We start from the raw sequence: 12,582 nt of genomic DNA on the forward strand, positions 1-12,582 counted from the left end.
GGGGAGAGGGGAGCACGCATGAGGTTCAACGGCACCATGCGCCGCGGAATCGGCGGCACAGCAGCCGCGGTCGCCGCGATGGCCGCGCTCACCGGGTCCCAGGCACCGGGACTCGTCCGCCATGAACAGACCGCGACGGAGCGACAGGAGTCCGACGAGGTCACGTGGTCGCACGTGCCCAACGACGACTCCTACCACACCGAACTGCCGCCGCTGCGGTCGCCGACGCCGCCGAAGGCCGGTGTGAAGCAGAGCCCGGCCGTCGCGCAGTCGTGGGCCGAGGCGGGCATCCCGGCCACGGTGCTCGCCGCCTACCGCAAGGCGGAGAGCGCGCTCGCGCGTACCGACCCCGGATGCCATCTGCCGTGGCAGTTACTCGCGGCGATCGGCAAGGTCGAATCGGGCCAGGCGGGCGGGGGACGGGTCGATGCCCACGGCACGACGCTCGACCCGATCCTCGGACCGGTCCTCAACGGCGCCGGATTCGCCAACATTCCGGACACCGACGGCGGCGTGTACGACGGCGACAGCACTTATGACCGGGCCGTCGGCCCGATGCAGTTCATCCCGTCCACCTGGGCCCACTGGGGCAAGGACGGCAACGGCGACGGCCGCCGCGATCCGAACAACGTCTTCGACGCCGCCCTCGCCGCCGGGTACTACCTCTGTGCCGGACCGGGCGATCTGTCGGTGAAGGCCGACCTGGACCGGGCGATCCTCAGCTACAACCACTCGGACACCTACCTGCGCACCGTGCTGTCCTGGCTGGAGTTCTACCGCAAGGGCGTTCACCCGGTGGCCGACGGCAAGGGCACCGTCCCGAAGAGCCCCGGCGCGGGCGGACCGAACAAGCCGAAGCACCCGGTGGGCGGTCCCGGAGCCCCGGGCGGCGGCATCGTCATCGGCCCGCAGCCCGGCGGTTCGCACAGCCCCTCGCCCTCCACGCCCCCGAAGCCCTCCGGCTCACCGACAAGTTCCCCGGCCCCCACCGCCTCCCCGGACCCCACCGATCCGGGCACCGCCTCACCGGGCCCGACCGACAGCGGACCGGCCTCCCCGGACCCCGGCACCAGCCCCGACCCCAGCACCTCGGCCCCCGGCCCCGGCACGGACCCCGGCTGCCCGAGCGACTCGCCGTCACCGGACCCCACCGGCTCGACCGGAACCACCGAGTCCCCGACACCCGACCCGGGCACGACCGAGGAACCCTGCGCCACGGCCTCGGGCTCAGCGCCCGCCGGCTGACAGCACCTCGGCCAGGTCGTACCGCACCACCTCTTCCAGCTGCGCGTACGTGCAGCCGTCCGGGGTGCGGTCCGGCCGCCACCGGCGAAACTGCGCGGTGTGCCGGAAGCGGTCGCCCTCCATATGGTCGTACGCCACCTCACAGACCCGCTCCGGGCTGAGCGCCACCCAGGACAGGTCCTTCTTGCCCGACCAGCGACTCGGTGCCCCGGGCAGCCGCGACCCCTCGTGCGCCGCCGCGTCCGCCCAGGCCGCCCACGGGTGAGCGGCCGGCTCCACGCGCAGTGGTTCCAGCTCCTCCAGGAGCTCGGCGCGCCGCTTCATCGAGAAGGCCGCACAGACCCCGACGTGCTGCAGGACGCCCTCGGCGTCGTACAGGCCGAGCAGCAGCGAGCCGACGACCGGGCCGCTCTTGTGGAGGCGGTAGCCCGCCACCACGCAGTCGGCGGTCCGCTCGTGCTTGATCTTGTACATCACCCGGGTGTCGGGGCGGTACGGCAGATCGAGCGGTTTGGCGACCACACCGTCGAGCCCCGCGCCCTCGTACCGGTCGAACCACTCCTGGGCGAGTGCCGGGTCCGTGGTCGCCGGCGCGAGGTGGACGGGCGGCGACGCGGCGGACAGGGCCGCCTCCAGTACGGCGCGCCGGTCCGACTGCCGTACGGAGAGCAGCGAATCGTCGCCCACCGCCAGGATGTCGAAGGCGACCAGACTGGCCGGGGTCCGCTCGGCGAGCAGCCGCACCCGGGAATCGGCGGGGTGGATGCGCTCGCTGAGCCGGTCGAAGTCCAGCCGGCCCCCGTACGCGACGACGATCTCGCCGTCGATCACACAGCGCGGCGGCAGATTGTCGCGGACGGCGGTGACCAGTTCGGGGAAGTACCGGGTGAGCGGCTTTCCGGTGCGACTGCCGATCACCACCTCGTCGCCGTCGCGGTGCACGATCGCGCGGAAACCGTCCCACTTGGCCTCGTACTGCATACCGGGCGGGATCTTCGCGACGGACTTGGCGAGCATCGGCTTCACAGGCGGCATCACCGGCAGATCCATGCCCCCGATTCTTGCCGACGGACGCCCACCCGTCTCCCGATATGCGGCATATGTGGACCCGGCCTACCGTGACCGTCATGGGTGCAGCGGGCAAAGCGGTGGAGCTCGAAGCCGGCGGACGGGCCGTGCGGCTGTCCAGTCCGGACAAGGTCTACTTTCCGGCGAAGGGTTATACGAAGAGGGACGTGGCCGAGTACTTCCTGGCCGTGGGCCCCGGCATCACCCGCGCCCTGCGCGACCGGCCGACCACCCTCCAGCGCTTCGTCGACGGCGTCGAGGGCGACTTCTTCTACCAGAAGAGGGCCCCGAAGAACCTTCCCGACTGGATCCCCACGGCCAGGATCGACTTCCCCAGCGGCCGCTTTGCCGACGAGATCTGCCCCACCGAACTCGCCGCCGTCATCTGGGCGGCCAACCTCGGCACGCTCACCTTCCACCCCTGGCCCGTCCGCAGGGCCGACACCGACCACCCGGACGAACTGCGCATCGACCTCGACCCACAGCCCGGAACGGACTACGCGGATGCGGTGCGGGCCGCCCACGAGCTGCGGTCCGTCCTCGACGAGCACGGTCTGCGTGGCTGGCCCAAGACCTCCGGCGGCCGGGGCATCCACGTCTTCGTCCCCATCGAGCCGAAGTGGACCTTCACCGCCGTCCGACGCGCCGCCATCGCCACCGGACGGGAACTGGAACGCCGGATGCCGGACCGGGTGACCACCGCCTGGTGGAAGGAGGAGCGCGGCGAGCGGATCTTCGTCGACTACAACCAGACCGCCCGCGACCGCACGATCGCCTCCGCCTACTCCGTACGCCCCTTCCCGCACGCCCCGGTCTCCGCCCCGCTGCGCTGGGAGGAGATCGACGACGTCGAACCGCGCGACTTCGACATCAGGACCATGCCCGGGCGTTACGCCGAGGCCGGCGACGTGCACGCGGACATGGACGAGCACGCGTTCCGGCTCGACGGCCTGCTGGAGCTGGCCGACCGGGACGAGCGGGAGCATGGGCTCGGCGAACTGCCGTACCCGCCGGAGTACCCGAAGATGCCCGGCGAACCGAAACGGGTCCAGCCGAGCCGGGCCCGGCACGACGGGGACGGCGCTGGATGAGCGCACCCGGCCTGGAGCCCGTCACCCCGCGCGGGGAACATGCCCGGCCCCCGGCCCGCGGTGACCGGTGGGCGGCGTTCAAGGCGTCCCCGTATCTGCCCGCCGTCGTGCTCCTGTTCATCATCGCCGCCGCGGCCGGTCTCTTCGCGGGCTCCTACACGTACGCGATGGCCAACCCGACCCCGCGCAACATCCCGGCGGCCGTGGTCGGTCCGCTGGACACCCCGCGCGACAAGGTCTTCCTCGACCGGCTGGAGGGCGCGCTCGACACCTCGCTGGTGCTGCACGAGTACGCCACCGGGGCCCGGGCCCGCACCGCGCTGGAGGAGCAGAAGGTCTTCGCCATCCTGCGGTCCGAGAACGGCGGGGTCGCCATGGACGTCGCGAGCGCGTCCGGGGCCACGGTCGCCCAGCTGCTCGCCGAGTCCACGCTGAAGGTGGGGGAGGCGGCCCATGTGCCGGTGAAGGTCACGGACGTGAAGCCCCTGCAGCGGGGCGACCCGCGCGGCCTGGCTCTCTTCTACATCTCGCTCGCCGCGGTGATCGTCGGGTTCGTCGGCGCGATCCAGCTGAGTGTGCACGCCAAGGGGCTGGAGCCCCTGGAACGGATCGGGTTCACCGTCGCCTACGCCCTGCTCGGCGGGTTCTCCATCGCCGCCGTGGTGGACTGGCTGCTCGGCTCCGTCGACCTGCCCTTCGTCCAGTCGTGGTTGATCCTCGCCTTCACCATGTTCACGACGGGCATGGTCTTCACCATGTTCAACACCCTGATCGGGCGCTGGGCCATGCTCCCCACCTGGGGACTGATGGTGATGCTGGGAAACCCGTCCTCCGGTGGTGCGGTGTCGTGGCCGCTGCTGCCGTCGGTGCTCGGCTTCATCGGCCGCTGGCTTCCCCCGGGCGCCTCGGTCAACGCCCAGCACGCCGCCGTCTACTACCAGGGGCACCAGCGGGTCTTCCCGTATCTGGTGCTCGCCGGATGGGCGCTGGTCTCCTGCACGGTGTTCTGGTTGTGGCGCCACCGGCACCCGGGAGGCCGTGACCACATGCCTCGGCACGCGGCCACGGCCACCTGACCCCGGTCCCGGTTATGCCCATGCCGTCCACCGTGGTGGAGCTGGTGATCGTGCCGTCGGCGTTGAGCCCGAACCTGCCGCCACCGACCTGCTGCCACTTGGCGAACGACGCCGCCGTGCCGTCGAAGAGCTTCTTGTAGCCCTCGTCCTGGCCCGGCTTGCCGATCCCCGACAGATGAGGACCTGGTCGGCCGCCGCGCCCGCCGCGCCTGCCGGAGCCGCCGTACGGCCGTACGCCGCCGTCGAGGTCAGCCCAGCCCCAGCACTATGAGGAACGAACCCAGCAGCGCAAGCCACAACCGGACGGGCCGGTACCGCTGTCGCGAGAAGATCGATCGGTGTCTCACCGCACGGCCGCCTTCCTGGCGAGATCCGCGGCGGCCGGGGTAGGACCACCGCCCTTGTACGTCACACGCCACAGCGCGGACTTGGAGTCGGAGGTGAAGAAGCCGCGCCTTGCCGGAGTAACCGTTGCTGAAACCGGAGGAGTTGTTGTCACCGGTCGCGATGTACAGGTTCCCCTTGGAGTCCCGGGCCATCCCGCCGCCCGCGTGGCAGCAGCTGTGGACCTGGACCGGCCAGTGCAGCAGCACCTTCTCGAAGGACAGATCCAGCTTGTTGGTGGCCAGGTCCAGAGTGAACCGCGAAACCTGACGCACCGCCATCTGTCTGTCGCGGTCGATCTCCGAGTGCGGTGTGTAGTGCAGATACACCCAGCCGTTCTTCTCGAAGTCCGGGTCCAGCTCGATCCCGAGCAGTCCCTCCTCGACCTTGATCAGCTCGTCGCCGCCCTTGTTGCCGAAGATGGTCAGCTCACCGGCGAGGGTGACCTTCTTGGTCTTCGGGTCGTAGACGTGGATCTGTCCGAGACCCTTGCCGATGTCGGGGTTGTTCCAGTCGGTGACGACCGGCTTGCTGCTGTCGGCGCCGCCGCGTCCGATGTACAGCGCCCGCCCGTCGGGGGCGACGGTCAGGCCGTGCGGTTCGCCGATCTGGTCGTTCAGGCCCGGCTGATTGGGCTGAGTGAGGTGCTCCGCCTTGTAGTTGGAGGTGATCGTCGCCCTGCAGTCGGCCTGCGAGAGCCGTGTCGTCCAGTTCAGCGCGCCGCGCAGATGGTCGCGAAAGCCGGTCTCCGCGAAGCTGTCGACCGTACAGCCCATCGCCGTGTAGAAGGAGCGGCCGCCGTCGTAGTCACGGCACCAGGAGACCGGGTGGTCCCAGTCGTTGGCACTGGCGCCCGGCTGGTACGTGATCTCCCGGACGCGCGCCACGGTGTGCACGTCGCCGGACGGATTCTTCGTCCAGTTCAGCCACTTGTCCGGGCGCTTTCACTCCAGCGGCAGGTCTTTCGTCGCCGGATGCTGCCGGTCGCCGATCTCAACCGTCGCTCGCTGTACGTTCGTTGGACTGCCGGCCGCCGGACGGGCCCCGATCAGACCGGTGAACCAGTCCGAGTACGGCTCGGTGCGCGCCGCGTCATGGATTCCGAGGAAGCCGCCGCCCGCCTCCATGTACGCCTCCAGGCCGGCCTCCTGCTCCGGGTCGAGCACATCGCCGCCACCGGTCAGAAGGACGACGGCGTTGTACTTGCCGAGCTGCTTGCCGTTGGTGAAGACGGCGGGGTCGTCGGTGGCGACGGTCTGGAACCGGCCGGCCTCCGGCCCGGTGAGCCCGATCTTCTCGATCGCCGCGATTCCGGCGTCTACGGTCGGGACTCCTCGGTGGCGGAGGCGTGGAACACCAGCACCTTGACGTTGGCGCCGCCCGGTGGTGAGGGGAGGGATAACGTTGTCGCCAGGATTTGCGGGCCCGGTTCCGGATAGGGCCTGGCACTGGCGGCGTTGCCGCCGAGCAGGGAAGCGGTCAGTGCGCCGGCCGCCAGGGCCGCCGCAAGTCCGCGTCGCGATCTGGACCTGTGATGTGGTGTGCGCTGCATGTGGTCACCCATCCCTCTTTGGTCACTGCAACAGCCGACGAAGCTAGACCTCTTTTCGCGACTCGCCCGTAGCCATGGCAGTAAAAGAACGAACTTTGTCCTGGGTGTGGATAAATGGAGATCCCCCGGCTGCGGTGTGGGCCGTCCGGGGGGCACCCGCGCCCCACCAACCCCGGTAACGTCCGAAGCCGCCGCGATCGCCGTAACCTCCGTAACGACCTCACCCGCGATAGAGAGCGGGCTCCCGACGCCATGCGACTCCGCCTCCGGCGTTGTCGTCGGTCAACGACGCTCCGCGTCGCTTCCCTCCTCCGTCTTGGATTCGAAGCCGCATGACGCCGCTCGCTGATCCGCTCTCTATCGCGGGTGAGGTCGTAAATCCGCAGTCCCGCAGTCTCCGCGACCTGGCAGTCTCTGTGATCCGGGCAGTCCCCGCGATCCGGGCGCGTGCGTAAAACTCCGTAAATTCCTTAGTGCAGTGAGGAGTTCGTCATGGACAGAAGGAGCTTCAACCGGCGGTTCCTGGTGGGCGGCGGGGTGGCGGCCGCGACCGGGGTGACATCGTTGTCGCTCGGTGCGGTCGAGGCCGACTCGGCGGAACCCCCGCCGAAGACCGCCCCGGCAGGGGGTGTCGTCCGTCATCTCAAGCTGTACGCGGAGAAGCTGGCGGACGGTCAGATGGGATTCGGCCTGGAGAAGGGCAAGGCATCGATCCCGGGTCCCCTCATCGAGATCAATGAGGGCGACACCCTGCACATCGCGTTCAAGAACACGATGGATGTGCCGGTCGGCCTGCACCCGCACGGCGTCGACTACGACATCGCGAGCGACGGCACCCGGATGAACAAGAGCATCGTCGAGCCGGGTGACACCCGCACCTACACCTGGCGCACCCATGCGGTGGGCCGCCGCAAGGACGGTACCTGGCAGCCGGGCAGCGCCGGCTACTGGCACTACCACGACCATGTGGTCGGTACGGATCACGGCACCGGCGGCATCCGGAAGGGCCTCTACGGTCCGTTGATCGTCCGCCGCAAGGGCGACATCCTGCCGGACAAAACGATCACGATCGTCTTCAACGACACGACGGTCAACAACAAGGCCGCCCACGAGGCCCCCGACTTCCGGGCCACGGTGGGGGACCGGCTCGAAGTGGTCATGATCACGCACGGCGAGTACTACCACACGTTCCACGTCCACGGTCATCGCTGGGCGGACAACCGGACCGGGCTGCTCACCGGCCCGGACGACCCGAGCCGCGTCATCGACACGAAGATTGTCGGCCCGGCGGACTCCTTCGGCTTCCAGGTCATCGCGGGCGAACACGTGGGAGCGGGTGCCTGGATGTACCACTGCCATGTGCAGAGCCACGCCGACATGGGCATGGCCGGGCTGCTCCTGGTCGCCAAGGCCGACGGCACCGTGCCGGGCTACGACCCGCACGCCCAGATGAACCACGACACGCCCGCCCCCGGCAAGACGGCTCCGGGCGACACCGTGCCCGGCAAGACGGCTCCGGACAAGACGGCTCCGGGCAGCACCGTGCCCGGCAAGACGGCTCCGGACAAGAAGGCTTCGAGCGGGGCCGCTTCCGGCGACGTGGCGAAGGACACGGGCCCGCCCGCCCATGACCCGGCGGCACACGGGTCCTGACCGGTCAGCGCTCCGAAACCGCACCGGCCGCCCCGGCCGCTCCCGTGGCGAGACGCAGCTGTTCCTCCTCGACGATGCGCCGGGCGAGAGCCCCGTCCGACACGTCCACGGCGTCCGGCGTCGTCTCGGCGACGTCGCTGCGCCGTGCGTACAGGTCGAACAGCCGCTCCTTGCGGGCCAGGATGCCGAGCATCCGCTCGTCGACGCTGTCGGCCGCGAGGAGCCGGTGCACCCGGACGGTCCGTATCTGACCCATCCGATGGGCGCGGGCCACCGCCTGATGCTCCATCGTCGGCTTGATCTGCGGTTCGCAGATGATGACGACGGAGGCTGCCTGCATGTTCAGTCCGACACCTCCCGCCTGGATCTGGCTCAGCAGGACCGCGTGGCCGGCGACGGCAGCGAAGCCGTCGATCAACTGCTGGCGCCGGGCAGCCGGGAGGCTCCCCGAGAGCGGACCGAACACGCCCGGCCCCAGAGCCTGTTCGACCGTGCGGAGCACCTCGCGGAAGTACGAGAACACGACGACCTTGAGGCCGTTCTCCGCAGCCTCGGCGACCAGCTCGCGCAGCCGGTTGAGCTTCGCGGACGTGGCGGGCCGGGCGTACGCGGCGCGGCGCATCCGCATGAACTCCCCGGCGCCCACCGCCTCGCGGTAGGCGTCGAGATCGGCCGTGCTGAACTCCTCCCACTCGTCGACCTGCACCAGCGCCGGGAGTTCGGTCAGCACGTCCTCCTGATTGCGCCGCAGATAGGCGGGGGCGACGGCCCTGCGGAACGCGTACGAACCGGCGGCCCCGTGGGTGCTGTGGATCGAGGGGGCCAGTTCGGGCTGGAGATGGCGGACGAGGCTGCGGAACTCCTCGACCCGGTTCTCCATCGGCGTACCGGTCAGGAACAGCACCCGCTCGGTGCGTTGCGTCCAGCCGGACACTGCCCGGGAGCGGCGCGTCTCGGGGTTCTTGACGTAGTGGGCCTCGTCGACGACCAGCATGCCGGGCCTCATGCCGCAGTCCCGCGCGGCCGGCAGGGTGTGCAGGGCGTCGAACGTGGTGAGCGCGACCCCGCCGCTCTCGCGCCACTGGGCGAAGGCGCCCTGCCGCTCGGGGCCGTGCACCGGCAGCGCGCGCAGGGTCGAGCGGGCGCGGACCTCGCGCGCCCAGTTGATCAGCACGCTCGCCGGGCAGACCACCAGGAAGTGCGTCTCGCCCCGCGCCGCGAGGTGCGCGAGCGCGGCGATGGCCTGGACGGTCTTGCCGAGCCCCATCTCGTCACCGAGGATGACCCGCTTCTGCGCGAGCGCGAACCGGGCGCCGAACGACTGGTAGCCGCGCAGCGAAACGCGCAGATGGGCGTCGTCCAGCCGCAGACCGCGCACCCGGTCCGCGATCCCGGACGGCAGGAACCCCTCGGCGGCGTCCCGGTCGGGGCCGGTGCCCGACATCTCGGCGAGCAGGCTGTAGTACTCGGCGGACCGCAGCTCGAAGTCTACCCACGCCGCGACATCCGAATCAGCGGCCCGCAGCAGATCGACGGAGACCTGACCGAACAGCAGCGCGAGCTCGCGCGCGCTCGCCTCGTCGACCGCGGCCCGTACCGAGGCGACGGCCTCCAGCACCTGGGTACGGGTCCGGCGCCGGGTGAACCACATGCGCAGTCGCCGCCGCGCCGGTCCCGCCGCGGCCAGCAACGGATCGAGACGCCCGACGAGCCGGCCCGCCGCGTCCACCGCCCGGCGGACGTCCGGACCGGCCTCGACCAGCCGGTGCAGAGCGATGACCAGCGCGGTCGTGGAGTCGTCCGGGGTGTCCACATCTATCCGGACCGCGACCGTGTCCCGTACCGCGTGGGCGATCTGGCCGGCCGCGGCCAGCGCCTGGTCGGCCGTCTGCGCGCCGACGCCGGGGATCTGGCGGAGCTCGTAACGGTTCGCCTCATGCACCTGGCCGACGGTCGTGAAGCCGGCCTGCTCGACCGCGCCCAGCCGCAGCCGACCCTCGGTGACGTCCTTGAGCCGGGCGATCGGGATGGCCGCCAGTTCGCGACGGATGAGGGAGTCGAGCAGCGGCTTCAGCGCCGCGTGCACGGCATCGATGGCGCGGGCGTGATCGGTCAGCACCGCGCGCGCCATGTCCAGCAGCCGCTCGGCCTGCGCCAGCAGCTCCCGGGCGGCCCTTCCCGTGCTCGCCCCGGCCTCCGCCGGTCCGGCCTCTGTCATGTACGTCCCTCTGTCCGCGCAGCCCCGCTGCCGTCCTGCCCGGCACCTGCCCCGGGCGATTCATATCGTGCCACGCGGCGCCGACAGCGCCTTCGGCTCGGGGCGTTGGCGGTCGGCGTTCCGCCGGGGGAGAGCAGCAGCCGCGTAGCCGTGAGCAGGAGCACGTAGCGTTGATCAAGAGCGCGCAGCCGTGACGAAGAGTGCGCAGCCGGCGCAGCCTCCGGACAGCTGACCGGAAGCCATCGGCGCGCCGCATTGATGGAGCGTTGATCAGTCGTTTATCGCGACCGGGCACTGTGGGTGCCATGCTGATCAACACCGCGGCCGTCCCCGCGCTCGCCTGGCAGGAGACAGCGCTGTGCGCCCAGGCGGGGCCCGAATTCTTCTTTCCTGCCCCCGGCAGTTCCACACGTGAGGCCAAGCAGCTCTGCAACGCCTGTGAGGGGCGCGAAGCCTGCCTGGAGTACGCCCTGGCCAACGACGAGCGGTTCGGCGTGTGGGGTGGCCTCTCGGAGAAGGAGCGGGACCGGCTGCGCAGAACCGGTCGCGAGCGGGCCTGAGCACCCCCTGTCCGTGCCACGCCGAGACCCGTCCGGTACGGGGCCGCACCTCCGCCGTGCGGGCGGCGCCGAGGCAGCCACACGGGACCGCTGACCAGGGACAATCTCCGTATGAATGATCACGTGAATGATTACGACAGAGACACCCTGCTCGCTACGGCCGTGCGGCTGCGCACCGAAGGCCGCCCCGAGGAGGCCCGACAGCGACTGCTTGCCCTCTGCGCCGCCTTCCCCGCGGACGCGGAAGTCGCCTACCAGACCGCGTGGGTCCATGATGTGCTCGGGCTGGAAGCCGAGGCCGTGCCGTTCTACGAACGCTGCCTCGCCGGGACGGGGCTGTCGGAGGAGGACCGCCGGGGCGCGCTGCTCGGTCTCGGGAGCACCTGCCGGGTGCTCGGGCAGTACGAGAGAGCCGTCGGGGTGCTGCGCGGCGGCGTCGAGCGGTTCCCCGACGACGGGGCGCTGCGAACGTTCCTCGCCATGGCCCTCTTCAACACCGGCGAGCACCATGAGTCGACGCAGTTGCTGCTGGGACTGCTCGCCGCCACCAGCGAGGACCCGCACGTCCGGCAGTACCGCTCGGCGATCGAGTACTACGCCCGGGACCTGCACGAAACGATATGACCCGGGCGCGCGGTTGCCGGGGAAACACCCACGGCTGCGGAACGGGCCCCGGGCCGCCGGACAGGCCCGCGGAGCGGTGGGCCCGTCCGGCGGCCGGCGACGACTGTGTGGACGTCAGGCCTGGGCGCGCGCGGCCATCCGCGCCTTGCGGGCGGCGAGCTTCTCGTCGAACTTCGACGCCTCGCTGTCCAGGCCGCCCATGTACAGGCCCAGTTCCTCCTGGGCCTTCAGACCGTCGGGTCCCAGGCCGTCGATGTCGAGAACCTTGAGGTAGCGCAGCACGGGCTGGATCACGTCGTCGTGGTGGATGCGCATGTTGTAGATCTCGCCGATCGCCATCTGCGCGGCGGCCCGCTCGAAGCCCGGCATGCCGTGACCGGGCATCCGGAAGTTGACGACGACATCGCGCACGGCCTGCATCGTCAGGTCCGGGGCGAGTTCGAAGGCCGCACCGAGAAGATTGCGGTAGAAGACCATGTGCAGGTTCTCGTCGGTCGCGATGCGCGCCAGCATGCGGTCGCAGACCGGGTCGCCCGACTGGTGGCCCGTGTTGCGGTGCGAGACGCGGGTGGCCAGCTCCTGGAAGGCGACGTACGCCACGGAGTGCAGCATCGAGTGTCGGTTGTCGGACTCGAAGCCCTCCGCCATGTGCGCCATCCGGAACTGCTCCAGCTTGTCCGGGTCGACGGCGCGCGAGGTGAGCAGGTAGTCCCGCATCACGATGCCGTGCCGGCCCTCCTCCGCGGTCCAGCGGTGCACCCAGGTGCCCCAGGCGCCGTCACGGCCGAAGAGGGAGGCGATCTCGTGGTGGTAGCTGGGGAGGTTGTCCTCCGTCAGCAGATTCACGACCAGCGCGATCTTGCCGATGTCGGTGACCTTGGACTGGTCGGCCTGCCAGGCCTCACCGTCCTCGAAGACCCCCGGGAAGTTCCGCCCGTCGGAGAACGGCACGTACTCGTGGGGCATCCAGTCCTTGGCGACCTTGAGATGGCGGTTGAGCTCCTTCTCCACCACCTCTTCCAGGGAGTACAGCAGCTGGGCGTCGGTCCACGCCTTCGGACTGCCAAGGTGGGGAGCGGTGATCGTCACGGGGGACTCCTGGGGACGGGAG

General features: G+C 70.4%; 9 protein-coding genes and 1 pseudogene. 6 read left to right on the forward strand and 4 right to left on the reverse strand.

The features are described from left to right. The first annotated feature begins 18 nt into the window (after window positions 1-18). The gene (locus tag OG306_RS34855) at window positions 19-1,245 is read left to right on the forward strand and encodes a lytic transglycosylase domain-containing protein (protein WP_266750277.1); all 1,227 of its coding nucleotides are present in this window, start codon (window positions 19-21) and stop codon (window positions 1,243-1,245) included. On the opposite strand, the gene OG306_RS34860 is transcribed toward OG306_RS34855, so the two are convergent. After that, window positions 1,228-2,295 (reverse strand): ATP-dependent DNA ligase, encoded by a 1,068-nt coding sequence (locus OG306_RS34860; protein ID WP_266750279.1) that lies wholly within the window; start codon window positions 2,293-2,295, stop codon window positions 1,228-1,230. The genes OG306_RS34855 and OG306_RS34860 overlap by 18 nt on opposite strands. A gap of 98 nt (window positions 2,296-2,393) precedes the next feature. Between OG306_RS34860 and ligD the strand changes: the two genes are divergently transcribed. Both ligD and OG306_RS34870 read left to right on the forward strand, forming a co-directional pair. Then, window positions 2,394-3,404, forward strand: a complete 1,011-nt coding sequence (gene ligD, locus OG306_RS34865) for a non-homologous end-joining DNA ligase (protein ID WP_266752595.1) — start codon at window positions 2,394-2,396, stop codon at window positions 3,402-3,404. Then, window positions 3,401-4,480 (forward strand): ABC transporter permease, encoded by a 1,080-nt coding sequence (locus OG306_RS34870; RefSeq protein WP_266750280.1) that lies wholly within the window; start codon window positions 3,401-3,403, stop codon window positions 4,478-4,480. The genes ligD and OG306_RS34870 overlap by 4 nt, the downstream gene beginning before the upstream one ends. Window positions 4,481-4,938: 458 nt before the next feature. Here OG306_RS34870 and OG306_RS34875 read toward each other — a convergent pair. Beyond that, window positions 4,939-6,416: pseudogene (locus tag OG306_RS34875) on the reverse strand (ThuA domain-containing protein); the annotation flags it as partial. A gap of 492 nt (window positions 6,417-6,908) precedes the next feature. Here OG306_RS34875 and OG306_RS34880 point away from each other — a divergent pair. Next, window positions 6,909-8,069 carry a multicopper oxidase domain-containing protein gene (locus OG306_RS34880; RefSeq protein ID WP_266750281.1) on the forward strand — a complete coding sequence of 387 codons (1,161 nt, stop codon included), beginning with the start codon at window positions 6,909-6,911 and terminating at the stop codon, window positions 8,067-8,069. A 4-nt stretch (window positions 8,070-8,073) separates the two neighbouring features. Here the strand turns inward: OG306_RS34880 and OG306_RS34885 are convergent, their stop codons facing one another. After that, window positions 8,074-10,287 carry a DEAD/DEAH box helicase gene (locus OG306_RS34885; protein ID WP_266750283.1) on the reverse strand — a complete coding sequence of 738 codons (2,214 nt, stop codon included), beginning with the start codon at window positions 10,285-10,287 and terminating at the stop codon, window positions 8,074-8,076. 305 nt (window positions 10,288-10,592) lie between these two features. On the opposite strand from OG306_RS34885, the gene OG306_RS34890 reads away from it, so the two are divergent. Continuing rightward, window positions 10,593-10,847: a WhiB family transcriptional regulator gene (locus OG306_RS34890; protein ID WP_266750284.1), complete on the forward strand. Its 255-nt coding sequence runs from the start codon at window positions 10,593-10,595 to the stop codon at window positions 10,845-10,847. Window positions 10,848-10,958: 111 nt separating this feature from the next. Continuing rightward, window positions 10,959-11,471, forward strand: coding sequence for a tetratricopeptide repeat protein (locus tag OG306_RS34895; protein WP_266750285.1), 513 nt, complete (start codon window positions 10,959-10,961; stop codon window positions 11,469-11,471). Between the two features lie 114 nt (window positions 11,472-11,585). Here OG306_RS34895 and OG306_RS34900 read toward each other — a convergent pair whose 3' ends face one another. After that, window positions 11,586-12,560 carry an acyl-ACP desaturase gene (locus OG306_RS34900; RefSeq protein WP_266750287.1) on the reverse strand — a complete coding sequence of 325 codons (975 nt, stop codon included), beginning with the start codon at window positions 12,558-12,560 and terminating at the stop codon, window positions 11,586-11,588. Window positions 12,561-12,582 lie beyond the last annotated feature (22 nt).

This window comes from Streptomyces sp. NBC_01241, assembly GCF_041435435.1.
GTDB lineage: Bacteria > Actinomycetota > Actinomycetes > Streptomycetales > Streptomycetaceae > Streptomyces.